The sequence below is a fragment of the Knoellia sp. 3-2P3 genome, from assembly GCF_029223115.1.
Lineage (GTDB): Bacteria > Actinomycetota > Actinomycetes > Actinomycetales > Dermatophilaceae > Pedococcus_A.
The window spans coordinates 686,679-713,593 of sequence record NZ_JARGZE010000001.1 but is presented as its reverse complement, the minus strand read 5'-3'; the positions used below and the strand labels follow the sequence as shown (position 1 = coordinate 713,593).

Sequence of the window (26,915 nt, the reverse complement as noted above, 5' to 3'; positions counted from 1 at the left end):
CTCAGCCCCTGAACGGCAGGGTGGGGAGCCCGGCCACGCCCGGGGTGCAGGAGAAGAGGGCACCCGCCAGCGGCTCGTCCTCGCGGCTCAGCCCCTCGGCCGACGTCGTGATGAACAGCTCGCGCAGCCCCGGACCGCCGAAGGTGCAGGCCGTCACCTGGCTCACCGGCAGCTCGACCACCTCCGCCAGGCGGCCGTCGATCGTGTAGTGCCGCACGGCCGAGCCGCCGAACAGGGCCACCCACACCCCGCCCTCGGCGTCGACGCAGAGCCCGTCGGGGGAGCCGGCGCCCGCGTCCTCGTCGCGCAGCGAGACGAAGTCGCGACGGTTCCGCAGCTCGCCGTCCTCGTAGTCGAACACGCTGACCGTGCGGGTCGGGGTGTCGTTGTAGTACGCCAGCCGGCCGTCAGGGCTGAAGCCCAGCCCGTTGCTGATGGTGACGTCGCCCCAGACGCGCTGCGCGGCATACGGTTCCGCCGACTCGAGGCGGTACATCGTGCCGACGCCGGGGGTCTCGTCATAGGCCATCGTGCCGCACCAGAAGCGACCGTCGGGGTCGCAGCCGCCGTCGTTGAACCGGATCGCCGGGTCGTCCCACACCTCGGGCAGCGCGCGCAGGTCGGAGAGGTCGTCCCTGTCCGCGACCGCGAACGCACGCTCGGTGGCGACGACGGCACCTCCACCGGCTCGTGGTCGCAGCGCCGCCGCGACGGTGCCGACCCGGGTGCGGCCCACCGAGCCGTCGTCGCGCAGCTGGAGGACGTCGCCGGCCAGCATGTCGACGTAGCGCAGCCCTCCCCAGGCCTCCCACCAGACCGGTCCCTCGCCGTGGTGGGCGACGGGGTCGGTGCGCTGCTCCGCTCGGGGCATCAGGCGTCGTCCTCCACGGTCACGTCGCGGTGCCACGACTCGGTCTCGTACTTCGTCTCCCACCCCATCGACCGGTAGAGCCCGTCGGCCCCGGTCGGGCTGTCGGCGTCGACCTCGAGGCCCACCCGGTTGCGGCCCCGGCGGGCCGCGTCGGCGATGACCGTGTGGAGCAGGGCCTTGGCGACGCCGCGCCCCCGCGACCGGCGGTGCACGCCGATGTAGTCGACGTAGCTGCCCTCGACCCCGGCCTCGTCCGGCGCGAGGACGGAGCTGACGAGCGCACCGCCGGGCACCTGCTCGCCCCCCTCGTCGAGGGTGGCGATCCACCAGTGGTCCCAGCGGTGCCCCGGGTCCTCGCGCAGCCGCTGGACGAACTCGGGAAAGCTCTCCCGGTAGGAGTTGAAGTGGTCCGCGAAGGACTCCTCCAGCATCTGGTGCACCGTCTGCAGGTCCGCGGCGACGGGCAGCCCGTCGTCGTGCTTGGCGACCCGGCGCACCACCACCCCCTCGCGCGGTCCCGGCAACGCACCCGGCTCACCCTCGGCTGCCGCCACCGGGCGGCTCATCTGCAGCCACGTGCGGGTGTGCCGGTACCCCGCCCCGGTGAGCCAGCCCCGCTGCCGCTCGTCGGCGGCATACGCGCTGGCGTCGAGCTGGGTGCCGGGCAGCGCGCGCTGGCGCGCCACCTCCAGCGCCGTGGACTCCGCCCACCGGAAGAGGGCGGTGGCCAGCTCCTCGGCCTCCGCCGCCCCGGGTGCCACCGTGAGCTCGACGACGCTGCGCCCGGCGGCGCGGTCGTGCACGCTCACCCAGGCGACGACAGCCCCCGCGGCATCCTCGACGAGGAGCTGCCGGCGCGTCCACGAGGCGGTGCCGGTCGCCGCGGAGGCAACCGCCTCGGGGTCGACCGAGCTGGAGCCGCGCACCGAGCTCTGGTGTGCCGCAAGGAGGTCGACCAGGGCCGCGTGGTCGGTCAGCGTGGGCGTGCGGGCTGTCCAACCCGCCGGCAGGTCCGGCAGGGTCGGCAGGGGGCTCGTGTCAGTCACGGGTCCAGTCTCGCAGCGTCGCGCCGACCTCGCCGGAGCGACGACTTCGCCGACGCCGAGGCGTCTGTCGTGGTGTGGCCCTTCACTGGAAGAAGGTGCCCGCCACAACACCCGCCCCACACGCCCGTCGACGAAGGAGCCAGCCATGCCGAAGACCACGCCGTGCCTGTGGTTCGACACCCAGGGGGAGGAGGCCGCCACGTTCTACTGCTCGGTCTTCCCCAACTCGAGGATCACCAACGTCACCCGCTACGGCAAGGCGGGCATGCGGCCGGAGGGAGAGACGATGACGGTCGAGTTCGTGCTCGACGGCCAGCCCTACGTGGCCCTCAACGGTGGGCCCCAGTTCACCTTCAGCGAGGCCATCTCGTTCCAGATCCACTGCGCCGACCAGGAGGAGGTCGACCACTACTGGTACTCGCTCTCCAAGGGCGGCGAGGAGGGGCCGTGTGGGTGGCTCAAGGACCAGTTCGGGCTCTCCTGGCAGGTCGTGCCGAACCGCCTCGGCGCCCTCCTGTCCGACCCCGACCCCGACCGGGCGGCACGGGCGACGGAGGCGATGCTGAGGATGCAGCGGTTCGACATCGCCGAGCTCGAGCGCGCCGCCGACGGCTCCTGACCAGTTCGCTGGGCCGGTCGGGCGTCAGGCGTCAGGCTCAGGCGTCAGGCTCGGGCCAGCCCCGCGCGGAAGCCGGCCTCCCCCACGGTGGCCCGCACCGTGCCGCCCGCGGGCAGCGAGACGTCGTCGCACCCGCCGGTCAGGCGCTTGCCGGTGCGGGTCGCCTCCACGCGGCAGAGCAGGTGGGGTCCGGTCGCCTCGAGGGTGAAGCGACCCTTGTCGTCGACCTCGGCGAGCACCGCCCCCCACTTCCGCGCGGTCTTCTGGTCGAGGACGAAGCCGGAGTAGGGCAGGTCGCGGGACGTGAAGCCCTTGCGCCCCTTCCGGGCCAGGGTGACCACGTCCTCGATGTGCTCGGCGGGAATGGCGACGATCCAGCCCCCGCCGGCCGGGGAGTCGGGCAGGCCGGTGTCGTCGGTGCTGACGATGGTGCCGGCCACGCCGTTCGCCGGGGGCTGGGGGGCCCGGAGGCCGCAGCCGCCGCTCGCGGTCACGAGCACCGCCAGCACCGCGGCCACCACGCCGACGCGCCGGCCTGCCGTTGCTGCCCGCACCCTTCCCCCTGACCTCGATCGGTGTCAGGCATGGTGGCAGGGCGGGTCCTCCAGTGCCGGGCGTTTGGTGAAGACCTGACCCACCCGCGCCGCGCCGGGCGCGGCCACCTGCTGGACACCGTTGGTGGTGCCGCCGCGACACCGGACGTAGCGTGGGCCAATGAGCGACCGACCCTCGGCGACCACCCTCGGCGCGCTGGTGGCACAGGGCCACCAGCGCCGGACGGTGAAGCAGGAGATCCGCGACAACCTGCTGGCCCGACTGCGGTCCGGCGAGACCGCCTTCCCCGGCATCGTCGGCTTCGACGACACGGTGCTGCCCGAGCTCGAGAGCGCGCTGCTGGCCGGGCACGACCTCGTCATGCTCGGCGAGCGCGGGCAGGGCAAGACCCGGCTGATGCGCACGATCGGCGGGCTGCTCGACGAGTGGAGCCCCGCCGTGCAGGGCTGCGAAGTCAACGACGACCCGCTCGAGCCGGTGTGCGGGCGCTGCCTGCGGCTGCGCGACGAGCTGGGCGACGACCTGCCCGTCCGGTGGCGTCACCGCAACGAGCGGTATGCCGAGAAGCTCGCCACCCCGGACACGAGCGTGGGCGACCTCGTCGGTGACGTCGACCCCGTGAAGGTGGCCCAGGGCCGCACGCTCGGCGACCCCGAGACGGTGCACTACGGCCTGGTGCCCCGCTCGAACCGCGGGGTCTTCGGCCTCAACGAGCTGCCCGACCTGGCCGAACGGATCCAGGTGGCGCTGTTCAACGTGCTCGAGGAGCGCGACATCCAGATCCGGGGCTACTCCCTGCGGCTGCCGCTCGACCTGCTGCTCGTCGCCACCGCCAACCCGGAGGACTACACCAACCGCGGTCGCATCATCACGCCGCTGAAGGACCGGTTCGGGGCGGAGATCCGCACCCACTACCCCTTCGAGGTCTCCGACGAGGTGGCGCTGATCTCGCAGGAGGCGGACCTCGTCGCCGAGGTGCCCGAGCACCTCGTCGAGGTGGTGGCCCGCTTCACGCGCGGCCTGCGCGAGTCGGCCGCCGTGGACCACCGCTCCGGTGTCTCGGCGCGCTTCGCGATCGCCGGGGCCGAGAGCGTCGCCGCCTCAGCGTTGCGTCGCGCGGCTCGCTCGGGCGAGGCCGACGCGGTCGCGCGGGTCTGCGACGTGCCGACCGCGGTGCCGACCCTGCTGGGCAAGGTCGAGTTCGAGATGGGCGAGGAGGGCCGCGAGCGCGAGGTGCTCGACCACCTGCTGCGGGTGGCGGTCGCCGAGACCTTCCGCGACCGGCTCGTCGGCCTCGACCTCTCGGGCTTCACCGACCTGTTCGCCGACGGCGCCGTCGTCGAGACCGGTGAGCTCGTGCCGGCAGCCGACCTCCTCGGGCAGATCGGCACCGTGCCCGGGCTGTCGAAGGTGCTCGACCGGCTCGGCCACGGCGACGACGCCTCGCCCGGGGAGGTCGCTGCGGCCGTCGAGTTCGTGCTCGAGGGCCTGCACCTGACCCGCCGCATCGACAAGGACACGGTGGCCGGGCGCACCGTGTACGGGGCCTAGGAGCACCCGGTGCCCGGCTCGTCCGGCTCCTCGTCCGGCTTCCCCGGCCGCCCGGACCCGGCCCACCACGGCCGCTTCCGCTACGGGCCGTGGCGCGGCGGCCCAGACCCGCTCGCGCCGCCCTACGACGTGCGGGCCGCGCTCGACGAGGTGGGGCGGGAGGTGCTCGCCGGTGGCAGCGCCCGCGAGGCGCTGCAGGACCTGCTTCGCCGAGGGCTGGACGGCCGGGGCGGGCTCGACCAGCTGGCCGACCGGATTCGCCGGATGCGCGAGGCGACCCGACGCCGTGGCGACCTCGGCGGCACCCTCGACCAGGTGCGGGCGATGCTCGACCAGGCGCTGGCTGCCGAGCGCGACGCCCTCGCCGCCGAGCAGACCGACGCGGCCCGCCTCGCCGAGATGGACCTCGCGACGCTCCCCGACGACGTGGCCGGCGCCGTGCGGGCGCTGGCCGACCACGAGTGGCACTCCCCCGAGGCCAGGGAGATCTACCACCAGATCCAGCAGATGCTCCGGCGCGAGGTGCTCGACAGCCAGTTCGCCGGGCTCAAGCAGGCGCTGTCGGGGCAGGACCCGGAGGCGATGCAGGCGGTCAAGGACATGCTGGCCGACCTCAACGCCCTGCTCGCCGCGCACGCCCGTGGCGAGGACACCACCGACCGGTTCCGCGAGTTCATGGACCGTCACGGCGACCTGTTCCCCGAGCAGCCGAAGGACGTCGACGAGCTCATCGACGCCCTGGCCCGCCGGCAGGCCGCCGCGGCCCGGATGATGGCTTCGCTCAGCCCTGAGCAGCGCGCCCAGCTCTCGCAGCTGGTGGCCGACGCGCTGGGCGACCCCGACCTGGCCGCGCAGATGGCGCAGCTGTCGGACAACCTGCGCGCCCTGCGCCCGGGCCTCGACCGTGGGAGCCCGGTGCGCCTGCAGGGCGGGGAGCCGCTCGGCTACGGCGACGCGGTGGAGGTTGTGGCCGAGCTCGCCGACCTCGAGGCGCTCTCGGACCAGCTCGCCCAGGGGTACGCCGGGGCCAGCCTCGACGACGTCGACGTGGAGCGGCTCGGGCAACGCCTCGGCCCTGCCGCCGCCCGCGACTTCGAGGCACTACGGCAGCTCGAGCGCGAGCTGGAGCGGCAGGGCTACCTGTCGCGAGGGGACGACGGCGTGCGGCTCACCCCCCGCGCGGTGCGCCGGCTCGGCGAGACGGCCCTGCGGCGGGTCTTCGACCACCTGTCCGCCACGGGCCGCGGCGACCACGACGACCGCCAGCCGGGCCAGGCCGACGAGCCCACGGGCCTGAGTCGGGCCTGGGAGTTCGGTGACGAGCTGCCGCTCGACACGGTGCGCACGGTCTCGAACGCGTTGCGCCGCAACGCTTCCAGCGGTATGCCGCGTGGCACAGCCACCGAGGACGGGGCACCTTCCGGGGTCAGCCTGCTCGTCGAGGACTTCGAAGTCGTCGAGACGGAGCGGCGCACGACGGCCGCGGTCGCCCTGTGCGTCGATATGTCGTTCTCGATGCTCCAGGAGGGTCGCTGGGGGCCGATGAAGCAGACTGCGCTGGCGCTGTCGCACCTGGTGCAGACCCGGTTCCGCCACGACGCGCTGCAGATCATCGGCTTCAACATCGCCGCGCGACGGCTCACCCCCGTGCAGCTGGCCGAGGCGGAGCCGGAGTGGGTGCAGGGCACCAACCTCCAGCACGCGCTCATGCTTGCGGGCCGGCACCTGCGCCGGCACCCGGACGCCGAGCCGGTGGTGCTGGTCGTGACCGACGGCGAGCCGACGGCCCACCTCGGCGCGGACGGCGAGCCGGAGTTCAGGTGGCCGCCCACGTCCGCGACGGTGCGCGCGACAGTCGCGCAGGTCGACGAGCTGCGGCGCAGCGGGGCCGCACTCAACATCTTCATGCTCGGGGACGACCCGGGGCTGGCCCGGTTCGTCGACGCGGTCGCCCGCCGGGCCGGCGGGCGGGTCTTCACCCCGTCGGTGGACCGGTTGGGCGAGTACGTCGTCGCCGACTACCTGCGGGCCCGCCGCGGCCGGCGGTAGCCGGGCGACCTCCGGGCGCCGCGTCGCCGCGCCTGAGGCGTCGCCGCGGCCTGGCTCGTGGCCTCACAGGAGCCAGGCCCGGCGTCGCTCGCTGTCCCAGCGGCGCATCCGCTCGATCCTGCCGGCGAGGCCGTCCACCTGGCCCAGCGTCTCGAGGGCGGTGCCCACCTGGGCGGGGCTGAGTCCGCGGGCGAGGGTGACGTGGGGCGTCCAGTGCCCAGCCGTGAGGTAGTGCGGGACACCGGGACACTCTCGCACCGCGGCGGCGGTCGCCGCGTGGAGGCCGAGGAGGTCGGGCTGCGCAACGACCAGCCGGGCGAGGGCGAGCCGTCGGCTGCCGAAGACGACGAGGGCGCCGAGCTCAACCGGCACCGGCAGGTGGCGCACCAACAGGGCGACGCCCTGCTCCACTTCAGCGGGGATGGCGCGGGCGACGGCCAGGGTGATGTGGGGGGCGTTCGTGCTGCCGGTGTGGAGCGCCTGGCTGGGCAGCCCGACGTCGGCGAGCCGCTGCCACTCGGTCCTCACGGCCTGGTCGGTGGCCTCGTCGAGGAGCAGCTCGACCGTCTGCACGCGCGCTCCTCTCCGTCGGTCCCTAGCCTGCCCAGCATGACCGGCTCGGACGCGGCCCTCGTCGCCCTCCTGGTGGCGAGCGCCCTGCACCTGGGGTTCCAGCTGACGGTGACCATGGTCGTCTACCCGGCCCTCGCGCGGGTGGACGACGCGGGCTGGAAACTCGCGCACACCCGGCACAGCCTGGGCATCACACCGCTCGTGGTGCTGACCTACGGCGCCCTCGTGCTCTCCGGAGCGTGGGCTCTGCTCACGGTGCAGACCGGGCGCGGTGGCGCCTGGGTGATCGTGTCGGTCACCGGTGCCCTCGTCGCGGGGCTGACCACCGCGAGCGCGGCCGCTCCCCTGCACAAGCGCCTGGCTCACGGACGCGACCAGTCCCTGGTGGTGCGGCTGCTGCGGGCCGACCGGCTGCGGGCTCTCGGCGCAGTCGTGGCGTTCGCCGGCGCGGCACTGGCCGTCGTCACGGCACTGGGCTGACCGGCATACGGGCTTGGCGTTTCGACGGCTGCGCGGCCGCGGGATCCGCTCGACATGGCGCACCCCTTCACGCACACGCGGAGTCCCGTCGGGTGCGACAGCAGCAGCGTCTTGACGATCTGGCGCGTCGGGGAACTGACCCGCTCAGCGGCAAGGCCGTCAGGTGGACTGCGCGATCTCCCAGATGTGGCCGCCCGGGTCGCGGAAGCTCGCGGTGCGCAGACCCCACGGCCGGTCCATCGGGCCGTTGTGCAGCTCGACGCCGCGCTCCCGGAGCAGCTCACAGGTGGCGTCGACGTCCGCGACCTCGAGGGTGTACTGGCAGCGGACCCCGGCCCCCGGCGTCGCCACCGGGGCGGGGTCGACGAGCTCGTCGGCCGCACCAGTGCTCAGGAGGTTGACGAGCGTCTCGCCGAAGCGGAAGACGGCCGAGTTGTCGTCCTCGGAGTGCACCGACAGGTCGAAGACCCTGGCGTAGAAGGCCTTCGCCTCCGGCAGGTCCTCGACGAACAGCGTGATGGCGCCGACTCCGGTCGGTGATGACATGCGGCTCTCCCTCCGTGACGGTGGCCGGCAGCGTAGCGACGGGTGGGCGGGTGCGCTCGCCCGCTCGTCTCAGACGGAGGTGCGCGTGCGCTCGCCCGATGGGCTCAGTCGGCGTCGAGCGTCAGCCGGATGGTGACGTCGTCACCGACGTCGAGCTTCTCGGCACGACGGACGAGCACCTTGAGCGGCACGAGGAACCGACCGTCCCTGGGGATGAGCGAGGTCTCGAAGTCGGTGCGGCCGACCCGGCCGCGCACCGGGATGCAGCCCCACCCGTAGCTGAGGTGGCTGAACTCCCTGACGACCTGGGACTCCTCGTCCGGGACGGTGACGAAGTGGTGCGGGGACGGACCGCGCCAGTAGAAGACCGGGCCGGAGAACTCCAGCTCGATCACGGCGCGCCCAGGGCGTCGCATCACGACACCGTCGCTGACCGGGGCGTGTCCCAGGGAGCTCCTGGCTCGAACATCCCGCCGTCGTAGGTCCACCAGCCGTTCGGACTCGGGCCCCGGGTGGCCAGCGACTCCTCGAGATGGACGCTCATCAGGCGGGCGAGGGCTTCGCTGGCGGGCATCGCCTCACCCCACACCTCCACGCCGAGGTCGCCCGAGGTCGACAGGGCCTTGAGCAGCACCGACTCGTCGAGGTGGAGGCTGACCCGCGTCGGTGGCTCCCGGAGGTCATCGGACGGGAGGTCGAGCACCACGGCGCCGTGGTCGGGTTTGGACAACACCTCGATGACCTCTCCCTGGTCGCGCACCTTCTCGGCGAAGAGAAGCACCAAGGCCCCCGCGTAAGGCTGCACCTGGTCCCTCCGGCTCCCGTCCTGCGTCCTCAGCCTTCGACCGTGTCCGCTGGGTGCTGAGCCAGCCATTCAGTGCGGTGAGACCGCTGCCGATGACGGCTCCCACCCAGAACGAGGGCATCTCCCAGCCTGCTCGCTCGACGAGAACGAAGGTCGCGCCCGTGAGGAGCCCAGCCAGCACCACGCCGACCGCGATCACCACGGCTGGCAGGTCTCCACCAGCTGCGTCACGTCGGGTCACGACCTCGATCCTTGCAGGGAGACCCCCGTCCCTGGGCTGGTTACGCTCCAGCCCATGACGACCGCGACGAGCGCAATTGCCCGTGACCTTGCCCCGACGGGTGTCCTGCGCGCCTCGATCAACCTCGGCAACCCGGTGCTGGCGCACGGCACCCCGGAGGAGCCTGGCGGCGTCACCGTCGACCTCGCGCGCGAGGTCGGCTCACGCTTGGACCTTCCGGTGGAGCTCCTCTGCTTCGACGCGGCGCGCAAGTCGCTCGAGGCGCTGACGCAGAGGCGGGCAGACATCTGCTTCCTCGCCGTCGAGCCCGCCCGCGAGGCTGAGGTGGCCTTCACGGCACCGTACGTCGTGATCGAGGGCGTGTTCGCCGTGCCCAAGAACTCGCCGACCGTCACGCCTGCCGACGTCGACCGGCCCGGTGTGCGCATCGGCGTCAAGCAGGGGTCGGCCTACGACCTCTTCCTGTCCCGCACGCTCCGGCACGCCACCGTGGTCCGGGGCGAGGAGGGCATCGACGTGTTCGTCGACGAGGGGCTGGACGTGGCGGCAGGGATTCGCCAACCCATGACGGCCTTCGTCAACATGCACCCCGACCTGCGCCTGGTCGACGAGCGCTTCATGCAGATCCAGCAGGCCGTGGGCACCACGAAGACCCGCCGGCCCGAGACCATCGAGTTTCTCCGCGAGGTCGTCGAGGACCTCAAGGCCAGCGGATTCGTCTCCGACTCCCTGCGCCGTGCAGGCCAGGCCGACGCCACGGTTGCTCCGCCCGCCTAGGAGATCGTCGACTGGTCGTGGTCAGGAACGAGCAGCCTCGGCAGGCCGACAGGAATCAGCCGAAGTCGTTCGCCATGTTCGCGAAGCGGCTGTAGTGGCCCTGGAACGCCAGCACGATGTCCTTGGTGGGGCCGTTACGGTGCTTGGCCACGATGACGTCGGCCTCGCCCTCGCGTGAGGGATCCGACTTGTCGCGGTGCAGCAGGATCACCATGTCGGCATCTTGCTCGATGCTGCCACTTTCACGAAGGTCGGACATCTGCGGACGCTTGTCGGTTCGCTGCTCAGGACCACGGTTCAGCTGCGAGATCGCGATGACCGGCACCTCGAGCTCCTTGGCAAGCAGCTTGAGGGCTCGAGAGAACTCCGAGACCTCCTGCTGGCGCGACTCGACCTTCTTGCCGGAGGACATCAGCTGGAGGTAGTCGATCACGACGAGCTTGAGGTTGTGCTGCTGCTTCAGGCGACGGCACTTGGCCCGGATCTCCATCAGCGACATGTTCGGCGAGTCGTCGATGAAGAGGGGCGACTCCGAGATCTGGCCCATGATGCGCGCGAGCTTCTGCCAGCCGGCATCTCCCAAGGTGCCCTTGCGGAGGTCCTGCAGCTGGATCTGGGCCTCAGCCGAGAGGACTCGCATGGTGATCTCGGTGCGGCTCATCTCCAGGGAGAAGATGGCGGTCGCCTGCTTGTGGCGGATCGCTGCGGCCCGCGCGATGTCCATTCCGATCGTGCTCTTGCCGACGGCCGGTCTCGCCGCGATGACGATCATCTGGCCGGGGTGCAGGCCGTGGGTCAGCTCGTCGAGCTCGATGAAGCCCGTCGGCACACCGATCATCTCGTCGGTGCGACCGGAGGCGACCTCGATCTCGTTGAGGGTCTGCTCGAGCACGTCACCGAGCGCCGCGTAGTCCTCGCCACCGCGCTTGTCGGCGACCGCGTAGACCTCGGCCTGCGCGGCGTTGACGATCTCCTCGACGTCGCCGCCACCCTGCTGGTAGCCGAGCTGCACGATCCGCGTGCCGGCCTCCACGAGGCGGCGGAGCACCGCGCGCTCGGCGACGATCTGGGCGTAGTAGCCGGCGTTGGCCGCGGTGGGGACCGCCTGGATGAGCTGGTGCAGGTAGGCCTGCCCGCCGATCCGCTGCAGGTCGCCGCGCTTGCTCAGCTCGTCGGAGACGGTGATCGCGTCAGCCGGTTCGCCGCGTCCGTAGAGGTCGAGGATCGCGTCGTAGATCAGCTCGTGGGCGGGACGGTAGAAGTCGGCACCCTTGAGCGACTCGACGCAGTCGGCGATGGCGTCCTTCGACAGCAGCATGCCGCCGAGCACGGACTGCTCGGCGTGGAGGTCCTGCGGGGGCACCCGCTCGTCGGGCGGGCCGTTGTGGGCCGACCCGAAGGCGCTGGTGCTCAACTCCGCGATGGACACTGGTGAATCCCCTACATACCTGGTCGAACGGTCACGTGCAGTCAGTGAACCACTGGCCGCTGACAGGCCCGAGACAGCCCCGACGCACCTGGTGATCGCGTCACGGTACGGCCCTGCGGGGGGCGCGCCCAAACACGTCCTGTGGACATCCGGTGGACAACCTGTGCACCACGCCGACGCCGCTTGTGCACAGCCTCGGGAAAGTCCTGTGGATTTCTGGGGGGAGGATCGGATCCACCCGCTCTGACCTGCGCAAACGCCGTCCACGGGCTGTGGACCAAAAGAAGTTGGTCAGCCGCCCGGGCGGGGTTGTCCACAAGTCTCGTTCTTCGGCGGGGTTTGGCCGAACTACGTCTTTTGCATGAGCTCGATCGGTTAGCATCCACAGTTTCCCGCCAGGCCGTCGACCGCTGCGGCGTAGCCTGACGGCATGTGCCGCAACATCCGCCAGCTCCACAACTTCGAGCCGCCGGCCACCGATGACGAGGTGCGGGCCGCAGCCCTGCAGTACGTCCGGAAGGTGAGCGGGAGCACGCGGCCGTCGCAGGCCAACCAGGCGGCCTTCGACGAGGCCGTCGATGCGGTCGCCCACGCGACCCAGCACCTGCTCGAGCACCTCACGACGGCGGCCCCGCCCAAGAACCGCGAGGACGAGGCCGCCAAGGCGCGCGCCCGAGCCCGGGAGCGCTACGGCGTGGCCTGACCCCCCTGGATCCGGGCCCGCCTGGCACGGAGGGTCAGCCGCGGGCCTCCCGGTGGCCACGCGGCATACCGGTCACGCCGGCCGTCACGCCGCGCAGGCGGCGCCGCACCCGCTTGCCCACCGCCTCGGCGGCGATGCCGACCCGCGTGCGGCCCGGCTGCGGGTTGGGCAGCGACAGAACGACGACCTGCTTCCACGCCGAGGCGACCTGGCGGGGCAGCGAGCCGGTCGTGTAGCTGATGCCGTAGCGCTCGCTGATCTCGCGGATCCTCGGCGCGATCTCGCCGTAGCGGTTGCTCGGAAGGTCGGGGAAGAGGTGGTGCTCGATCTGGTGCGACAGGTTGCCGGTCATGACGTGCATGGCCTTGGAGCCGCTGATGTTGGCCGAGCCGAGCATCTGCCGCAGGTACCACTCGCCACGGGTCTCGCCCTCGATCGAGGCCTTGGCGAAGGTCTCGACGCCCTCGGGGAAGTGGCCGCACATGATCACCGAGTGGGTCCACACGTTGCGCACCAGGTTGGCCACCGCGTTGGCGGCGATCGTGTGCAGGAACGACGGCCCCGACAGCAGCGGGTGGAGGACGTAGTCGCGCCGGGCCTGCCGACCGATCTTGCGCAGCACCTTCTGGGCGTCGCGGCGGAAGGTCTCCCTGTCCTTGCCGCGCCCCTTGACGTAGGCGCCGAGCTCGAGGTCGTAGGCGGCGATGCCGTACTCGAACACGAGCATGTTGAGGAAGTTGTAGAGCGGCTGCCCGAGGTAGGCCGGCACCCACTTCTGGTCCTCGTCGACGCGCATGATGCCGTAGCCGAGGTCGTTGTCGCGGCCGATGACGTTGGTGTAGGTGTGGTGCAGCTCGTTGTGGCTGTGCTTCCAGAACTCCGACGGGGAGGCGTTGTCCCACTCCCACGCCGTCGAGTGGATCTTCGGGTCACGCATCCAGTCCCACTGGCCGTGCATGACGTTGTGCCCGATCTCCATGTTCTCGAGGATCTTGGCGACCGAGAGGCCGGCAGTGCCCACCAGCCAGGCCGGCGGGAAGATCGAGAACAGCAGCACCCCGCGGCTGCCCATCTCGAGCCAGCGCTGTGTCTTGATGACCTTGCGGATGTATGCCGCGTCGCTGGCTCCGCGCGAACCGAGCACCTCCTGGCGGAGGGCGTCGAGCTCGCGGCCGAGCTCCTCGATGTCCTCGGCGCTCAGGTGGGCGACCGGGTCGGGCTTGCCCGAGGGCTTGGGCGCGTAGCGGCGCTCGGTGGTGACGACCGAGAGGCGGCTGTTGGTCCTGCGGGGCGTGGTCGACGCGGGCGCCTGGGGCGTGCCGGCGGCGGAGCCGTCGATGGTGAGGTCGTAGGTCTCAGCGGTGGCGGTCATGTCTCTCCTCAGAGCTCGATCTCGCAGGGGCCGGCCGCGGCCGACACGCAGGTCTGGATGGGGACAGGGGTCTCTGGAGTGGCCGTGGTGAGCTCGCCGTTGCGCAGGTCGCGCACGGCGCCGTCGCGCAGCGGGACGACGCAGCCGAAGCAGATGCCCATGCGGCAGCCCGACGGCATGAGCACGCCGGCTTCCTCGCCCGCGTCGAGGATCGGGGTGGCGCCGTCGGCCTCGACGACGTGGCCCTGCTGGGCGAAGGCGACCGTGCCGCCCTCGCCGGCGGCCACGACGGTGGGGCGGAAGCGCTCCGTGTGCAGCCGGTCCGCGACGCCCGCGGCGGCCCACTGCTCCTCGGCGGCGTCGAGCATGCCGGTGGGACCACAGGCCCAGGTGTGCCGGTCGGTCCAGTCCGGGACTCGGCTCGCCAGTTCGGCGAGGTCGAGGAGGCCGTCGGCGTCGGTGTGCTGCTCGATGAGCGTGATCCGCCCCTGGGCGGCCAGCTCGCGCAGCTCGGCGCCGAACACGACGTCGGCCGGGGTGGGCGCGGAGTGCAGGACGACGACGTCGGCGAGCTCGTCGAGGTGGTTGCGCAGCATGCCCATCACGGGGGTGATGCCGCTGCCCGCGGTGAGGAAGAGGACGCGCTCGGGACGGGTGTCCGGCAGCACGAAGTCGCCCTTGGCCTGGTCGAGCATGATCATCGTGCCGGGCTGCGTGCGGCGGACGAGGTGGTTGCTGACCTTCCCGTCGGGGATCGCCTTGACCGTGACGGAGATCAGGCCGTCGGGGGCGGAGGCCGGGCAGGTCAGCGAGTAGGCGCGCCACTGGCGCACACCGTCGACGTCGACGCCGATGCGGATGTACTGACCCGGGACGTGCCCGTGCCAGCCACGGCCGGGGCGGATCACCAGGGTGACCGCGTCGGCCGTCTCGCGGCGGACGGCGACGATGCGACCGCGCAGGTCGGCGCCGGCGCGCAGCGGGTTGATGAGGTCGAGGTAGTCGGCGGGCAGCAGCGGGGTCGTCACCATCTCGGCGACCCGCAGGGCCCGAGAGGCGAGGGTCGCTCGCTGGGGGGCTGCGGTGGGAGTACTCACCCCACCTACTATCCGCTCGTCCAGCGCTAGAATCCTGACCACACGATGTGAATCTGCGCGTCTTTCTTGTTCGGAGAGTGTGAAATGAGCGACGCCGCCGACCGAGTGGTGGGGCAGGCCGCCCTGCTCGACCTCGACGACGCGACCCGCCTGCAGCTCACTGCAGCAGTGGCCGCGGCCGCCGACGAGGCCGTCGAGACGATCATGGTGGAGGTGCCCAGCTACGCCGGCGCCCTCACCGGCACCATGGGCCAGACCATCCGTCGAGCGGTACAGCTGGCCCTGGCCAACTTCCTCAGCATGGCGGCCCGCGGGGACGTCACGGACCCGGCGGTGCCCATCGCCAAGAGCACGGCCGCCGCCTACGACCTCGGGCGCGGCGAGGCCCGCAGCGGCCGGTCCGTCGACGCGCTGCTGGCCGCCTACCGGATCGGCGCCCGGGTCTCGTGGCGGCACTTCTCGGAGGTCGCGGTCGCCTGCGACGTGCCGGCGGCCACCCTGGGCCGCTTCGCCGAGCTGGTGTTCGCCTACATCGACGAGCTCTCGGCCGCCAGCGTCGCCGGGCACGGCGACGAGACCGCCACGACCGGCAGGGTCCGCGAGCGCTACCTCGAGCGCCTGGCCACCATGCTCCTGCAGGGCGAGGACGAGCCCACCCTCGAGGCCGCCGCCGAGCAGGCCGCGTGGCAGCCGCCCGAGTCGCTCACCGCGGTGCTGCTGCCCCAGCGGCACGCCGCCGCGGTGCTCAGCCACCTCGGGCCCCACACCCTCCACGTGTCGACCGACCTCCCCGGCATGGAGGAGGACGACCTCAGCGTGCTGCTGGTGCCCGCCGGCGCAGGGCCCGACCGGGTGCGGCTCTCGCGGCTGCTCGACCAGCGGGAGGCCGTGCTCGGCCCGGCCCGGCCGTGGGCACACGCCCGGCTGTCCTACGACCGCGCCGTGCGCGCGCGGCGGCTGCCGCACACCGCCGACGTCCTCGACACCGAGGCACGCCTGTCCGAGCTCGTCCTCACCGCCGACCCCCAGTCCCTGGCCGACCTGCGTGCGGCCGCGCTGCGCCCCCTCGACGGGTTGAAGCCCGGCCCCCGTGCCCGCCTGGAGGAGACGCTGCGCTCGTGGCTGCTGCACCACGGCCGGCGCGACCAGGTCGCGGCCCGCCTGCACGTGCACCCGCAGACGGTGCGCTACCGCATGGGTCAGGTGCGCGACGCGTTCGGCGACACCCTCGACGACCCGGCCACCGTGCTCGACCTGACCATCGCCCTGGCCCTCGAACCCGACACGGCCACGGTCGAGTAGCCCTGCCTACTGCTGCAGCCCCTCGCGGCAGGCGGTCCAGCCCCCCGAAGTCTCCACCACCGCGTAGGGGTCGACCCCCTGCTTCTCCGCCAGCGCGCCCAGCAGCCGGCACATGTCGCGCACGTCCTCCTTGGTGGCCGCGTCGGACTCGAACGACGACGCAGCACCCGCACCGCCGCAGGACGCGAGCAGGATCAGCACGAGCACCACGTTGACCCACGTGGGCAGCCGCACGATGGGGCCCGGCGGCCGGTCCGGGCCGAACACGCGCTCGGTCATCGGCGTCGACCCACTCGCGCCCGGGCTCACCGGTTCGGCCACGTCGGTCCCCTCCCCGCTCGGCCCGCCTCGTGCGGGCGCCGGGGCCCAGTGTGGCCGACAACAACCGCTGCGCGATGCTGTTGCGGTGGTCCGACACGATCTCGTCACCGAGATCCGCCAAGTGCTCGCCGCGGTGGGCGACCCCGAGCGCGCCCGGGCCCAGCAGGCCTACATGAAGTCCTCGATGCCCTTCCACGGCATCGGCTCCCCCGCCCTCAAGGCGCTGCTGCGCCCGATCCTGGCCGACCCGGCACACCGCATGGCCAGCCGGGAGGAGTGGGAGGCGACCGTGCGCGAGCTCTGGGACGACGCCGCGCACCGCGAGGAGCGATATGCCGCGCTCGCGCTGACGGGGCACCGGGCCTACCGCGGCTGGCAGGACGCGGGCGCCCTGCCGCTCTACGAGCACCTCGTCACGACCGGTGCGTGGTGGGACCTCGTGGACCCCGTGGCCTCCGACCGGGTGGGTCCGATCCTGCTGCGCGACCCCGCTGCCGTGGCGTCCGTGGTGCGCAGCTGGGCCGTCTCCGACGACGTGTGGCTGAGGCGTGCCGCGGTGATCTGCCAGCTCAAGGCCCGCGGGCGCACCGACACCGTCCTGCTGCGCGAGTGCATCGAGCCCAACCTCGACGACCCGAGCTTCTGGATCCGCAAGGCGATCGGCTGGGCGCTGCGGCAGTACGCCCGCACGGACCCGGTCTGGGTCCGTTCCGAGGCCGATCGCTGGGGGCCACGTCTGTCGGGCCTGTCGCGGCGGGAGGCCCTCAAGCACCTCTGAGCCTCGGCCCCATGAGGCGGGCGACACGTATGCTGCGCCAATGGGGACTCTCGCCACGCCCTCGCCGGGGGCACCGGCCGACGTGCTCGGCCTGCGCCACGAGCTCGCCACCGCCTTCCGCGACCTCGACGAGGAGCGGGCCGAGGAGGTGCTCGACCGGTGCTTCGCCGGTCTCGCCCTCGAGGACGCCCTGCGCGACGTGGTCGTCCCGCTCATGCACGGCGTCGGTGAGGACTGGGCCAGCGGCGCCCTCAGCGTCGCGCAGGAGCACTTCGCCACCCAGGTCGTGCGGGGCCGCCTGACGGTGCTCAGCCGCGGCTGGAGCCGAGGCGAGGGCCCGGTGGCGTGGCTGGCCTGCCCGCCCGGTGAGCTGCACGACCTGCCGCTGTTCGCGTTCGGCATCGTGCTGCACCGGCGCGGCTGGCGGATCCGCTTCTTCGGGGCGCACACCCCGGTGCACGACCTCATCGCGGTCGCCCGGGTGTCCCCGCCGGAGCTCGTGGTGCTGGCTGCCACCACGCCCCACCGCTTCGCCTCACGCCGCTGGGAGCTGACCAGGCTCGCTCAGGCCGCGCCCCTCGCGGTCGCCGGCGAGGGCGCCACCTGGCACTTCGCCGAGGCCGTCGGGGCCGAGCTGCTCGCCGGCGACCCCGTCACGGCGGCCCAGCACGTGGCGCTGCACCGCGGCGGGTCAGCCGTCGAGGAACCAGCCTGAGCGCAGGCCCGGCTCGCGGCCGGGCTCGATGTAGTGCTCCGTGCCGAACATGAGCACGAACGCCTCCTCGGGCATGCCCAGCATCCAGCCCACGTCGGTCGCCTGGCTCGCATGGGCGGCCAACGCGGCCCTGCGGTGCTGCAGGTACTCGCTGACGTCGACCTGCCAGTGGATCTCCGCCTCCGGGGTGCCGAACGGGTTGCCGTCGTCCATGGGTGCGTCCGGGTCCCACGCCTCGTCCGCGGCTCCGGACCCCTTCGCTGCCACGAACATCCGGCGCAGCACGTCGCGGTTCATCGTCGACTCGAGCACCCGCGGCCGCACCGCCGCCAGCTCGGCTCCCCGGTGCACGACGTGGTGCACCTTGACGTGGTCCGGGTGGCCGTAGCCGCCGTGCCAGTCGTAGCCGACCACGACGTCGGCGGCCTCCTCGTCCAGCAGGGCGGCGAGGCGACCGGCGGCCTCGTCGAGGTCGGCGAGGAAGAAGGAGCCGTCGTGGTGGTTCTGCTCCCAGCCGGTCATCCCGGAGTCGGCGTAGCCGAGCCAGGCGACGCGGTGGAGGCCCAGCACCTCCGCCGAGGCGGCCGCCTCCCGGCGCCGGCGGTCGACGACGGTCTCACCGTCAGCCAGGTCGTCCGGCACCTCGCCGTGGTCGCCGTGGGTGGCGAAGACGACCACGACCCGGTGCCCCTCGGCCACCGCCCGGGCCATCGAGCCGGACGTCTGCGACGCCTCGTCGTCGGGGTGGGCGTGGACGAAGACGATGGTCGACACCCCGCCATGATGCACCGCCACCCCACGGGCGCTGATCCGGTCAGGTCGCGAGGCACTAAATAGTTAATAGTGCCTATTTGTAAATCGGATGGTGGATGGTGTCCTGTAGTCCAGACACCGCGCCCCCACCAGAAGGTGACCTGACATGACCACCGACAACCCGTATGCCGCGCTGCTGGCGAAGCTCGACCTGCGCACCAAGGTGCGCCTGCTCACCGGCGAGACCGCGTTCACGCTCTGGGGCGAGGAGGGCATCGGCCTGGCGCCCATGGCCTTCTCCGACGGCCCCACCGGCGTCCGCGGCCTGAAGTTCACCGGCGGCGAGAAGGTCGCGCTCTTCCCCAACGCCACGGTGCTCGCCTCGGCCTGGAACGAGCAGGCCGCCCGCGAGGTCGGCGAGATGCTCGCCGAGGAGGCCGAGCGCCAGCGCATCCACGTCGTGCTCGGCCCGACCATCAACCTGCACCGCTCGCCACTTGGGGGCCGGCTCTTCGAGCAGTACTCCGAGGACCCGCTGCTGACGGGCAGGCTCGCCGCCGCCTACGTGAAGGGCCTGCAGGACAAGGGGATCGGGGCCTGCCTGAAGCACCTGGTGGCCAACGAGTCCGAGACGCTGCGCAACTACATGAACTCGGTCGTCTCGGAGGAGGCGCTGCGCGAGGTCTACCTCCTCCCGTTCGAGATCGCCGTCGAGGAGTCGAACCCCTGGTCGATCATGGCGGCCTACAACGACGTCAACGGTGTGGCGGCCACCGAGCAGGACCACGTCAACAACGAGGTGGTCAAGGACGAGTGGGGCTGGGACGGCCTGCTCATGAGCGACTGGTTCGCCACCAAGACCTCCGCCCCCGCGGCGCTGGGCGGCCTCGACCTGGTCATGCCCGGACCGGACGGCCCGTGGGGCGAGGCGTTGGCGCGCGACGTCGAGTCCGGTGCGGTGCCCGAGTCGGTCGTCGACGAGCACGTCACCCGGCTGCTGCGGCTGGCGGAGCGGGTCGGGGCGCTCGGGGGACCTGAGCGCCACCGCCGCTGGCCCACGCAGTCGACCGCCCCGGACGCCCCGGAGCGCAGGGCCCAGCTGCGCCGGCTGGCCACCGACGGCATGGTCGTCCTCCAGAACAGCGGCGTGCTGCCCCTCGACCCCGCGGGCACGGGCACCCTCGCCCTCGTCGGCCGGCACGGGGTCGAGACCGTCTGCATGGGGGGCGGCTCGGCCCAGGTCAACCCGCCCTACCAGGTCTCCATCGCCGAGGGGCTCCGCGCCGCGATCGGCGACCGCCTCACCGTCGTCGACGGGGTCGAGGTGCGCGAGCGTCCCGTCGTCGCCGACCCCCGGTGGCTGCGCGACCCGGAGACCGGCGAGACCGGCGTGCGGGTGCGTCACTACGACGCCGACGGCGCCCTGCTCGGCGACGCGCACAGCGACATCGCGAGCGTCAGTGTCGGCTGGGACGACTCGTTCCCCCGGCCCGTCGAGACCGTGACCATCGCGGCCCGGGTCAGCCAGGGCGGCCGCGCCCAGCTCGGCGCGCTCGGCGTCGGCGCCTGGACCCTGAAGGTCGACGGCGCCGACCTCGCCGGCACCACCCTCGTCGCCGAGGGCTACGACCCCGGCGAGTCGATGCTCAAGCCGCCCGCCTGGACGCACGAGGCCGACCTCGCCGAGGGTGCCCTCGTCGAGGCCACCGTGACCCTGGTGCGCTCGGAGCCCCAGCCGGCTCCCACCGGCGAGGTCAACCAGCTCTCCCACATCATCGCCTCGGGCATGGGCCTGAAGTCGCTGGTGGCCCGCCCGGTGCCGGCGGCTGCCGAGGAGACCATCGCCGCAGCCGTCGAGGCGGCCCGAGCCGCCGACGTGGCGGTCGTGGTGGTCGGGCTCACCGAGGAGCAGGAGACCGAGGCGCTCGACAAGCACACCCTCGCCCTGCCCGGCGAGCAGGACGCGCTCGTGGCGGCCGTGGCCGAGGTCGCCAGCCGCACGGTCGTGGTGGTCAACGCCGCCACCCCCGTGCTCATGCCGTGGGCCGCCGCCGTCGACGCCGTCGTCGTGGTCGGCCTGCCCGGCCAGGAGGGCGGCCACGCGGTGGCCGACGCCCTGCTGGGCGTGCGCGAGCCGGCCGGGCGGCTGGTCACGAGCTACCCGGCGGCCGACGGGGACGCGCCGGCATGGGACGTCGTGCCGACGGACCTGCGGCTCGAGTACACCGACGGCACGTTCGTCGGCTACCGCGGCTTCGCCGCCGGCCACGCCAAGGCACCCGCCTGGTGGTTCGGGCACGGCCTCGGCTACGGCTCCTGGGACTACCTGTCCGCGCAGCTGTCCCGCACGACCGCCGCCGGTGCCCCCCGGCTCGAGGTGACCGTGCACAACAACTCCGAGCGGGACTCGCGCGAGGTCGTGCAGGTCTACCTGCAGCCGGCCGAGACCGACCAGCCGGTGCGCCTCGTCGGCTGGTCGGCAGCCGAGGTGGCCGCCGGCGGCACGAGCACGGTGACCGTCGACTGCGACGCCCGGCTCTGGCGCCGCTGGGACAGCGAGGCCGACCGGTGGTCGGTCCTGGCCGACGGCGGTGAGCTGCTGGTCGCCCGCGGCCTGGGCGACGTCCGTCAGCGGCTGGCGCTCTGAACACCGGCAGAGGGACGCGGGAGGACGGCGTGGGCACGCGGCATACAGTCACCACCATGACGACGGCGAGCGCCCCCGGCGCCCCTCGCCGCCGGCCCGGCCGGCCGCGCGGCGGCGACGGTGCCGACACCCGCGAACGGATCCTCGGCGCCGCGGCGAGGGTGTTCGCCGACCGCGGGTACCGGGCCACCTCGATGGTCGCGGTCGCCGAGTCCGCCGGGCTGAGCCAGACCGGGCTGCTGCACCACTTCCCGTCCAAGGAGCTGCTGCTCGCCGGCGTGCTGCAACGGCGCGACGAGCAGGACATGGCCGCGCTCGACCTCGGCGCCGAGGCGCGCGGCTGGGACGCGCTCGAGCGGATCGCCGCTCTGGTCGAGCACAACACCCACCGCGAGCCGTTCGTGCGGCTGTTCACCGCCATGGCCGGGGAGGCCATCGACGCGGAGCACCCGGGGCACGACTGGCTGCGCGAGCACCACCGCAGCGCGGTCGACCTGATCACCACGGGGCTGCGGCAGGCGCAGGCCGACGGCACCTGCGACCCGCAGGCCCCCGTCGAGCACATCGCCCGGCTGACCGTTGCCGCGATGGACGGCCTGCAGATCCAGTGGCTGATGGACCCCGATGGGGTCGACATGGCCGGCGACTTCACCGCCTTCGTGCGCACGGTGCGCGAGCGATGGGGCACCCCGGGGGATGACACCGCGCGGAACCGGGCGCCGAACCGGGCGTAGGCCCATCCGAAGGGGGACCGAGGCACGGTGCGGCGTCCGGTCCCCACCGTCGCGGGGACCCACGCCGCGGCTACGGTGGGCCGGTGCTGAGGTGGCGGGCCGGTGACCAGAGCCGCGAGATCATCCGGCTCGCCGTGCCGGCCTTCCTGGCCCTCGTCGCCGAGCCGCTCTTCCTGCTCGCCGACTCGGCGATCATCGGCCACCTCGGCACCGGACAGCTGGCCGGCCTGGGCGTCGCCAGCGCCACCCTGCTCACCGCGGCCAACCTGTTCGTGTTCCTGGCCTACGGCACGACCTCGATCGTCGCGCGCCGGGTCGGGGCGGGGTCGCAGCGCGAGGCGGTAGAGGCCGGCATCGACGGCACCTGGCTGGCGGTGCTGCTCGGCGGCGTCGTGGCAGTGGCCGTCGCGCTCGCGGCCGAGCCCCTGTGCCGGCTCTTCGGCGCCTCGCCCGCGGCCCTCGGCTACGCCACGACCTACCTGCGGGTCTCGGCGGCGGGCATTCCCGCCATGCTCGTCGCCCTCGCAGCGACCGGGGTGCTGCGCGGCCTGCAGGACACCCGCACGCCGCTGGTGGCGTCCGTGGCTGGTTTCACGTCGAACATCGTCCTCAACGTCGTCCTGGTCTACGGCCTCGGCTGGGGCATCGCGGGCTCCGCCTGGGGAACGGTGATCGCCCAGACCGGCATGGCGGCCGGGCTGGTCGCGGTGCTGGTGCACCATGCCCGGAGAGCCGACGCGCACCTGCACCCGCACCCCGGGCGTGTGCTGCGAGCGGCCGTGACCGGCATACCGCTGCTCGTGCGCACCCTCGCGCTGCGCACCATCCTGCTCGTCACCACCTGGGTGGCCGCCGGACTCGGTGACGTGCCGCTGGCCGCGCACCAGGTGGCGGCGACGGTGTGGTCCTTCCTCGTCTTCGCGCTCGACGCCCTCGCCATCGCGGCCCAGGCGCTGACCGGCAAGGCCCTGGGCGCGGGTGACGTGCCCGCCGCGCGCTCGGCCACCGAGACCATGGTGCGGTGGGGCACCTGGGGCGGGGCGGTGCTCGGCGCCGGCCTGCTGGCCGTGCACACGCTCGTGCCCGCGCTGTTCACCGACGACGAGGCGGTGCGCTCGGTGCTCGCCGCCGCGCTGGTCGTGGTGGCCCTCGGGCAACCGCTGTCGGGCTACGTGTTCGTCGTCGACGGGGTGCTCATCGGCGCCGGGGACGGCCGCTGGCTGGCCAAGGCCATGGTCGCCACGCTGCTGCTGTACCTGCCCCTGGTCCTCGCGGTGCACGCCGGCGCGAGCGTCCTGCTGGGTGACGGGGACGTGGAGGGCCAGGCCCGTGCGCTGGCGGCGCTGTGGGTGGCCTTCACCGGGTTCATGGCGATCCGGGGGGTGCTGTTCTGGTGGCGGGTGCGCAGCGACGAGTGGGCGGTCACCGGGGCGGCTCGCTAGCGCGAAGCCGCGCCCGCCGTCGGCGCCGAACGGCGAGGCCGGCCCACGAGAAGAGCACGACCGCGGCGGCCACCGCCTGGATCGCGCGGGTGTAGCGCTGCGGGTAGACGACGTTCTCGAGGTAGTGGTCGATGAACCCGGTGCCCGACAGCGGTTCACGGCCCCCACGCTCGCGGGCCCAGTCCTCGACGTCGGTGAGCGGGCAGCGAATCGAGAAGGCGATCGTCGAGAAGCCCCACAACGCCAGCGTGACGTGCGGCCAGATGACCCAGGGCCACCGCCACGCCAGCAGGCCGCCTCCCACCACGAAGGCGAGGAAGGTGAAGTGGACGAGCATCACCGCGTCCGCGAGAAGCCGGTAGCCCATCGAGACCTCCCACCACCGCTACCCGACCCCGGTGGCTGCCTCACGTCGCGGGTCGGCTGCGGCGCTGAGCGCACCTCCGGGGGCGCGGTGCGCCGCACCCACGCCGCCGAAGAACATCGAGTGCCTGGGGTGCCGCACCGTCTCCATCCCGGACCGGGCCGCGGCGTCGGTCATCACGGGGTCGTCCTCGTGCTCGAGCCGGTGCGAGCCGTCCTCGAGCACCCTCACGTGCAGCCGGGGCCGGTCGACGGCCTCCTGCAGCCCGATGCCCATGAGGCAGTATCGCGCGAGGACCTGCATGAGGGCAGTGGTGATGCGGTCGGCGCCCGGTGTGCCGATGGCCAGCGTGCCGCCGTCGGTGCTGCGGCCCACGGAGGGCGCCATGTTCGAGGCCAGCCGGGTGCCGGGAGCCAGCGCGTGCAGGCCGAGCCGGTTGAGCTCCGGCTCGCCGAGGCAGTTGTTGAGCATCAGGCCCGTGCCGGGCACCGTCGCCCCGGCCCCGTAGCCGCTCGACGCCGTGATGGCGCAGGCCCGCCCGTCGCTGTCGACAGCCGAGACGTGGGCCGTCGACGACGAGGTCGGCAGCCCTGGCAGGCCGTGGCGCTGCACGGTCTCGAGGAGGGCGTAGCCGTCCTCCTCGAGGTCCTCGGAGAGGTCGTGCACGTGGTGCCGGTACGACAGCACGTGACGCTGGATCTCGATGACGTCGCGCCAGTCCCTCCCCGCGCGACCGGCGAGCTCGCCGAGCATGACCGCGAGCAGGGGGCCGCCGATGGAGGGCGGCGGGTTCGTGGCCACCTCCCAGTCGCCGAGCCGCAGGGTCACCGGTTCCCGCACGAGGGCCCGGTATGCCGCGAGGTCGGCTGCGGTGAGCAGCCCACCGCGGGCGACGGAGTCCGCCGCGATCCGGGCGGCCAGCTCACCGGTGTAGACGGTCTGGGCGCCCTGCTCGCCGATGAGGTCGAGCGTGTCGGCCAGGTCGGGTGAGCGCACGAGGTCGCCCCCGCGCAGCGCCGACCCGTCAGCCCTGGTGACCAGCGGGCGCGTGTGCTCGTCCCAGCCGAAGACGCTGTCGGCCGTGATGTCGAGGTAGCTCGCGGCCGCGGCGCCGATGTGGAAGCCCTCGCGCAGGGCGGCCGACGTCGGCGCCAGCACGTCACGCCAGGCAGCCGCCCCGTGACGCTCGTGCGCGAGTCCGAGGGCGGCGAAGGCGCCGGGCGTGGCGACCGAGCCGTGGCCGGCATACAGCGTGATGCCGCCGCCGTAGGCGACGTCGAACTCGCGCAGGCCCTGGCCGAAGCGCTCGGCCGGCTGCCCGCGACCGGGCATCTCGACGTTGCCGTCGATCACCTCGGGCTCGCCGTCAGCCGGCCAGATGGTGACGAACGCGCCGCCGAGCGCGCTCACGATGCCCGGCTCGGTGCTCATGGCGGCGACCATGGAGGCGATCGCGGCGTCCACCGCGTTGCCCCCGGCCCGCGCCGCCGCGAGCCCCGCCTGCACGGCCACGGGACCGGTCGCCGCCACCGCCACCTGTCTGGTCACGACAGCATCCTGCCCTGCCTCCCCCCACGAGACCCGGGATCGGTGGTGGCGGGTGCGTCAGCGGGTGGTCAGGCGCACCGTGAACTCGGCGGCCTTGTCCTGGCCGCGGGTGCTGACCCCGAGGGCCGAGAACGGCTGGAGGTTCTCGCGCAGCTCGGCGCCGACCACGTCGCCGTGCTCCTTGAGCAGGCTCGCGATGTCGAGGTAGAGCACGGCGCGGGCGTCCTTGGCGCCGGGAACCGCGTCGCGGAAGGACTGCTGCTCGCCGAGCCCGCTGCCGCTGGCAACCTGCCCGGCGTATCCCTCGGTGGTGGCGACGACCGGGTCACCGTCGGCACTGCCCTGGTGGAGGCGGAAGGTGCCCATGGTGTCGCCGTTCATGCCGGTGACGAAGCGGCCCACCGCGGCGGGGTCGCCCGCCGTGCGCAGGGCGACGTTGACGGTGCCGCCCTCCATACCGCCGTAGGCCAGGGTCGCCCGGTCGCCCAGAGCCGCCGTGAGGTCCTCCGGCAGGGACACGCCGAGATCGCGCTCGGCACTCTCGAGGTCCTCGGCGAAGTCCTTGCTGCTGAGCAAGCTCGAGGTGACCTGCTCACCGGCACTGTCGAGGCCGAAGGCCGCCAGGGTGCCCGACGGCAGGTCGGCGACGCCGTTGCCGCCGCCCCGCTCGGCCGGCCACGCCAGCGGCATGTCGGTGACCCGTCCGGCGAGCTCGAGGTGGGGGCCGGCGAAGCGCAGGGCGACCGCCAGGCGTCCGCCTTGGGGCACGTCACCCAGCGGAAGGCCGGGCAGGCCGAGAGCGCCTCGGGTCTCGCTCGCCTCGTCACCGACCTTCTTCAGGTCGACCCAGGCGGCGGCCACGCCGTCCTCGCCGAGGGCCTCCATGTCGGAGGCGAACTGCCGCGGGGCGAGGCTGGTGGACTGCTCGGCCTCGGTCAGCACCGTGACGGTGGTCTTGTCTTCGCTGCAGATCGCGAAACCGTCGCGCACGCCGCACGCGGTGTCGGACTTCCCGGTCAGCTGGGGCAGCGACGCTCTGGCCTTGTCCTCGTCGGTGACGGCGAGCACGATCACCGTGATGGGCTCCTCCTTCGCGCCGGCCCCGGGCAGCACTCCGACCGCGAACCGCTCGCCCAGCCAGGGCGCCACATCGGTGGCGTAGTCGAGGTCCTTGAACTCGCCGTCCTCCTGGAGCTTCTCGAAGGCGACCTTGCGCAGGTCGGAGCTCTCGGTCACCTTCCCCTTGGCCTCGGGGAACCGCAGCGCGAACCGCACCGCCGCCACCTTCTGGCTGCCCGACGGGTTCATGTCGACCTTGAGGAAGGCCACGGTGTCGGCAGGCAGGACGCTCTCCGGCTGGGGCCCACCGCCGTTCAGCCTGCTGAACGCGAGCCAGCCCCCTCCGGCGACTGCCGTGCCGCCCACGATGGCGACGAGTCCCCCCACGAGCGCCAGCGTCTTGACCCTGCTCGCCGGCTTCTGCCCGGGCGTCTCGACGACGCCGGGCACGACCATCTGCTCCATTGCTCCCCCTGCTCCCCCTGCGTGAACTGCCGGGGACAGTAGCCGCCGCCGGGTCCGGCTGACTCGCGAACCC

General features: G+C 73.0%; 27 protein-coding genes. 12 read left to right on the top strand and 15 right to left on the bottom strand.

Features of this window, described 5'->3' with window-relative positions:
* Position 1: 1 nt before the first annotated feature.
* Positions 2–871, bottom strand: a complete 870-nt coding sequence (locus P0Y31_RS03440) for an SMP-30/gluconolactonase/LRE family protein (protein WP_275866657.1) — start codon at positions 869–871, stop codon at positions 2–4.
* Positions 871–1,917, bottom strand: a complete 1,047-nt coding sequence (locus tag P0Y31_RS03435) for a GNAT family N-acetyltransferase (protein WP_275866656.1) — start codon at positions 1,915–1,917, stop codon at positions 871–873. The genes P0Y31_RS03440 and P0Y31_RS03435 overlap by 1 nt, the downstream gene beginning before the upstream one ends.
* 145 nt (positions 1,918–2,062) lie before the next feature.
* Here P0Y31_RS03435 and P0Y31_RS03430 point away from each other — a divergent pair, with 145 nt between their 5' ends.
* On the top strand, positions 2,063–2,536 hold the full coding sequence (locus tag P0Y31_RS03430) for a VOC family protein (protein ID WP_275866655.1): 474 nt from the start codon (positions 2,063–2,065) through the stop codon (positions 2,534–2,536).
* Positions 2,537–2,580: 44 nt separating this feature from the next.
* Here P0Y31_RS03430 and P0Y31_RS03425 read toward each other — a convergent pair whose 3' ends face one another.
* Positions 2,581–3,090 carry a hypothetical protein gene (locus P0Y31_RS03425; protein ID WP_275866654.1) on the bottom strand — a complete coding sequence of 170 codons (510 nt, stop codon included), beginning with the start codon at positions 3,088–3,090 and terminating at the stop codon, positions 2,581–2,583.
* 160 nt (positions 3,091–3,250) lie between these two features.
* On the opposite strand from P0Y31_RS03425, the gene P0Y31_RS03420 reads away from it, so the two are divergent.
* Both P0Y31_RS03420 and P0Y31_RS03415 read left to right on the top strand, forming a co-directional pair.
* A complete protein-coding gene (locus tag P0Y31_RS03420; protein WP_275866653.1) occupies positions 3,251–4,642 on the top strand; it encodes a sigma 54-interacting transcriptional regulator in 1,392 nt (463 codons plus the stop codon).
* Between the two features lie 9 nt (positions 4,643–4,651).
* The gene (locus P0Y31_RS03415; protein ID WP_275866652.1) at positions 4,652–6,691 is read left to right on the top strand and encodes a hypothetical protein; all 2,040 of its coding nucleotides are present in this window, start codon (positions 4,652–4,654) and stop codon (positions 6,689–6,691) included.
* A 63-nt stretch (positions 6,692–6,754) separates the two neighbouring features.
* Here P0Y31_RS03415 and P0Y31_RS03410 read toward each other — a convergent pair whose 3' ends face one another.
* Positions 6,755–7,264 (bottom strand): 2'-5' RNA ligase family protein, encoded by a 510-nt coding sequence (locus P0Y31_RS03410; protein WP_275866651.1) that lies wholly within the window; start codon positions 7,262–7,264, stop codon positions 6,755–6,757.
* A gap of 36 nt (positions 7,265–7,300) precedes the next feature.
* Here P0Y31_RS03410 and P0Y31_RS03405 point away from each other — a divergent pair, with 36 nt between their 5' ends.
* Positions 7,301–7,744, top strand: coding sequence for a hypothetical protein (locus P0Y31_RS03405; protein ID WP_275866650.1), 444 nt, complete (start codon positions 7,301–7,303; stop codon positions 7,742–7,744).
* A gap of 159 nt (positions 7,745–7,903) precedes the next feature.
* On the opposite strand, the gene P0Y31_RS03400 is transcribed toward P0Y31_RS03405, so the two are convergent.
* The 3 genes from P0Y31_RS03400 to P0Y31_RS03390 all read right to left on the bottom strand — a co-directional run bounded on the left by P0Y31_RS03400 (position 7,904) and on the right by P0Y31_RS03390 (position 9,074).
* On the bottom strand, positions 7,904–8,290 hold the full coding sequence (locus tag P0Y31_RS03400; protein ID WP_275866649.1) for a VOC family protein: 387 nt from the start codon (positions 8,288–8,290) through the stop codon (positions 7,904–7,906).
* 104 nt (positions 8,291–8,394) lie between these two features.
* Positions 8,395–8,706 (bottom strand): DUF1905 domain-containing protein, encoded by a 312-nt coding sequence (locus P0Y31_RS03395; protein ID WP_275866648.1) that lies wholly within the window; start codon positions 8,704–8,706, stop codon positions 8,395–8,397.
* Positions 8,706–9,074, bottom strand: a complete 369-nt coding sequence (locus tag P0Y31_RS03390; protein WP_275866647.1) for a hypothetical protein — start codon at positions 9,072–9,074, stop codon at positions 8,706–8,708. The genes P0Y31_RS03395 and P0Y31_RS03390 overlap by 1 nt, the downstream gene beginning before the upstream one ends.
* 316 nt (positions 9,075–9,390) lie before the next feature.
* On the opposite strand from P0Y31_RS03390, the gene P0Y31_RS03385 reads away from it, so the two are divergent.
* Complete coding sequence (locus P0Y31_RS03385) at positions 9,391–10,113, top strand: transporter substrate-binding domain-containing protein (protein ID WP_275866646.1); 723 nt, start codon at positions 9,391–9,393, stop codon at positions 10,111–10,113.
* 55 nt (positions 10,114–10,168) lie between these two features.
* Here P0Y31_RS03385 and dnaB read toward each other — a convergent pair whose 3' ends face one another.
* On the bottom strand, positions 10,169–11,527 hold the full coding sequence (gene dnaB / locus P0Y31_RS03380; protein ID WP_275867090.1) for a replicative DNA helicase: 1,359 nt from the start codon (positions 11,525–11,527) through the stop codon (positions 10,169–10,171).
* Between the two features lie 445 nt (positions 11,528–11,972).
* Here dnaB and P0Y31_RS03375 point away from each other — a divergent pair, with 445 nt between their 5' ends.
* On the top strand, positions 11,973–12,245 hold the full coding sequence (locus tag P0Y31_RS03375) for a DUF2277 domain-containing protein (protein WP_275866645.1): 273 nt from the start codon (positions 11,973–11,975) through the stop codon (positions 12,243–12,245).
* A gap of 34 nt (positions 12,246–12,279) precedes the next feature.
* Here P0Y31_RS03375 and P0Y31_RS03370 read toward each other — a convergent pair whose 3' ends face one another.
* Positions 12,280–13,617 carry an acyl-CoA desaturase gene (locus tag P0Y31_RS03370; protein ID WP_275866644.1) on the bottom strand — a complete coding sequence of 446 codons (1,338 nt, stop codon included), beginning with the start codon at positions 13,615–13,617 and terminating at the stop codon, positions 12,280–12,282.
* Between the two features lie 8 nt (positions 13,618–13,625).
* Positions 13,626–14,714 carry a ferredoxin reductase gene (locus tag P0Y31_RS03365; protein WP_275866643.1) on the bottom strand — a complete coding sequence of 363 codons (1,089 nt, stop codon included), beginning with the start codon at positions 14,712–14,714 and terminating at the stop codon, positions 13,626–13,628.
* An 84-nt stretch (positions 14,715–14,798) separates the two neighbouring features.
* Between P0Y31_RS03365 and P0Y31_RS03360 the strand changes: the two genes are divergently transcribed.
* A complete protein-coding gene (locus tag P0Y31_RS03360; RefSeq protein ID WP_275866642.1) occupies positions 14,799–16,016 on the top strand; it encodes a helix-turn-helix domain-containing protein in 1,218 nt (405 codons plus the stop codon).
* A gap of 6 nt (positions 16,017–16,022) precedes the next feature.
* Here P0Y31_RS03360 and P0Y31_RS03355 read toward each other — a convergent pair whose 3' ends face one another.
* Positions 16,023–16,337, bottom strand: a complete 315-nt coding sequence (locus P0Y31_RS03355) for a hypothetical protein (RefSeq protein WP_275866641.1) — start codon at positions 16,335–16,337, stop codon at positions 16,023–16,025.
* Positions 16,338–16,422: 85 nt separating this feature from the next.
* Between P0Y31_RS03355 and P0Y31_RS03350 the strand changes: the two genes are divergently transcribed.
* Positions 16,423–17,115 (top strand): DNA alkylation repair protein, encoded by a 693-nt coding sequence (locus tag P0Y31_RS03350; RefSeq protein WP_275866640.1) that lies wholly within the window; start codon positions 16,423–16,425, stop codon positions 17,113–17,115.
* Between the two features lie 40 nt (positions 17,116–17,155).
* Positions 17,156–17,830: a B12-binding domain-containing protein gene (locus P0Y31_RS03345; protein ID WP_275866639.1), complete on the top strand. Its 675-nt coding sequence runs from the start codon at positions 17,156–17,158 to the stop codon at positions 17,828–17,830.
* On the opposite strand, the gene P0Y31_RS03340 is transcribed toward P0Y31_RS03345, so the two are convergent.
* On the bottom strand, positions 17,807–18,604 hold the full coding sequence (locus tag P0Y31_RS03340) for a PIG-L family deacetylase (protein ID WP_275866638.1): 798 nt from the start codon (positions 18,602–18,604) through the stop codon (positions 17,807–17,809). The genes P0Y31_RS03345 and P0Y31_RS03340 overlap by 24 nt on opposite strands.
* 145 nt (positions 18,605–18,749) lie before the next feature.
* On the opposite strand from P0Y31_RS03340, the gene P0Y31_RS03335 reads away from it, so the two are divergent.
* The 3 genes from P0Y31_RS03335 (at position 18,750) to P0Y31_RS03325 (ending at position 23,406) form a co-directional block, all read left to right on the top strand.
* A complete protein-coding gene (locus P0Y31_RS03335; RefSeq protein ID WP_275866637.1) occupies positions 18,750–21,230 on the top strand; it encodes a glycoside hydrolase family 3 C-terminal domain-containing protein in 2,481 nt (826 codons plus the stop codon).
* A 56-nt stretch (positions 21,231–21,286) separates the two neighbouring features.
* Positions 21,287–21,964, top strand: coding sequence for a TetR/AcrR family transcriptional regulator (locus tag P0Y31_RS03330; RefSeq protein WP_275866636.1), 678 nt, complete (start codon positions 21,287–21,289; stop codon positions 21,962–21,964).
* A gap of 83 nt (positions 21,965–22,047) precedes the next feature.
* Positions 22,048–23,406 carry an MATE family efflux transporter gene (locus P0Y31_RS03325; RefSeq protein ID WP_275866635.1) on the top strand — a complete coding sequence of 453 codons (1,359 nt, stop codon included), beginning with the start codon at positions 22,048–22,050 and terminating at the stop codon, positions 23,404–23,406.
* Here the strand turns inward: P0Y31_RS03325 and P0Y31_RS03320 are convergent.
* Genes P0Y31_RS03320 through P0Y31_RS03310 form a run of 3 tightly spaced genes read right to left on the bottom strand, consistent with a single transcriptional unit; the run spans position 23,387 to position 26,842 of the window.
* Positions 23,387–23,773, bottom strand: coding sequence for a DUF2784 domain-containing protein (locus tag P0Y31_RS03320; protein WP_275866634.1), 387 nt, complete (start codon positions 23,771–23,773; stop codon positions 23,387–23,389). The genes P0Y31_RS03325 and P0Y31_RS03320 overlap by 20 nt on opposite strands.
* A gap of 18 nt (positions 23,774–23,791) precedes the next feature.
* Positions 23,792–25,318, bottom strand: coding sequence for a gamma-glutamyltransferase (locus P0Y31_RS03315; RefSeq protein WP_275866633.1), 1,527 nt, complete (start codon positions 25,316–25,318; stop codon positions 23,792–23,794).
* Positions 25,319–25,375: 57 nt separating this feature from the next.
* A complete protein-coding gene (locus P0Y31_RS03310; protein ID WP_275866632.1) occupies positions 25,376–26,842 on the bottom strand; it encodes a DUF3352 domain-containing protein in 1,467 nt (488 codons plus the stop codon).
* Positions 26,843–26,915: the final 73 nt, after the last annotated feature.

What these genes read in the sequence shown, in the direction of transcription:
- P0Y31_RS03405 (WP_275866650.1), top strand. Translation starts at nt 7,301, where the DNA reads ATGACCGGCTCGGACGCGGCCCTCGTCGCCCTCCTGGTGGCGAGCGCC.
- P0Y31_RS03345 (WP_275866639.1), top strand. Translation starts at nt 17,156, where the DNA reads ATGGGGACTCTCGCCACGCCCTCGCCGGGGGCACCGGCCGACGTGCTC.
- P0Y31_RS03420 (WP_275866653.1), top strand. Translation starts at nt 3,251, where the DNA reads ATGAGCGACCGACCCTCGGCGACCACCCTCGGCGCGCTGGTGGCACAG.
- P0Y31_RS03395 (WP_275866648.1), bottom strand. Translation starts at nt 8,706, where the DNA reads ATGCGACGCCCTGGGCGCGCCGTGATCGAGCTGGAGTTCTCCGGCCCG.
- P0Y31_RS03430 (WP_275866655.1), top strand. Translation starts at nt 2,063, where the DNA reads ATGCCGAAGACCACGCCGTGCCTGTGGTTCGACACCCAGGGGGAGGAG.
- P0Y31_RS03400 (WP_275866649.1), bottom strand. Translation starts at nt 8,290, where the DNA reads ATGTCATCACCGACCGGAGTCGGCGCCATCACGCTGTTCGTCGAGGAC.
- P0Y31_RS03320 (WP_275866634.1), bottom strand. Translation starts at nt 23,773, where the DNA reads ATGGGCTACCGGCTTCTCGCGGACGCGGTGATGCTCGTCCACTTCACC.
- P0Y31_RS03375 (WP_275866645.1), top strand. Translation starts at nt 11,973, where the DNA reads ATGTGCCGCAACATCCGCCAGCTCCACAACTTCGAGCCGCCGGCCACC.
- P0Y31_RS03385 (WP_275866646.1), top strand. Translation starts at nt 9,391, where the DNA reads ATGACGACCGCGACGAGCGCAATTGCCCGTGACCTTGCCCCGACGGGT.
- P0Y31_RS03360 (WP_275866642.1), top strand. Translation starts at nt 14,799, where the DNA reads ATGAGCGACGCCGCCGACCGAGTGGTGGGGCAGGCCGCCCTGCTCGAC.
- P0Y31_RS03310 (WP_275866632.1), bottom strand. Translation starts at nt 26,842, where the DNA reads ATGGAGCAGATGGTCGTGCCCGGCGTCGTCGAGACGCCCGGGCAGAAG.
- P0Y31_RS03440 (WP_275866657.1), bottom strand. Translation starts at nt 871, where the DNA reads ATGCCCCGAGCGGAGCAGCGCACCGACCCCGTCGCCCACCACGGCGAG.
- P0Y31_RS03335 (WP_275866637.1), top strand. Translation starts at nt 18,750, where the DNA reads ATGACCACCGACAACCCGTATGCCGCGCTGCTGGCGAAGCTCGACCTG.
- P0Y31_RS03330 (WP_275866636.1), top strand. Translation starts at nt 21,287, where the DNA reads ATGACGACGGCGAGCGCCCCCGGCGCCCCTCGCCGCCGGCCCGGCCGG.
- P0Y31_RS03370 (WP_275866644.1), bottom strand. Translation starts at nt 13,617, where the DNA reads ATGACCGCCACCGCTGAGACCTACGACCTCACCATCGACGGCTCCGCC.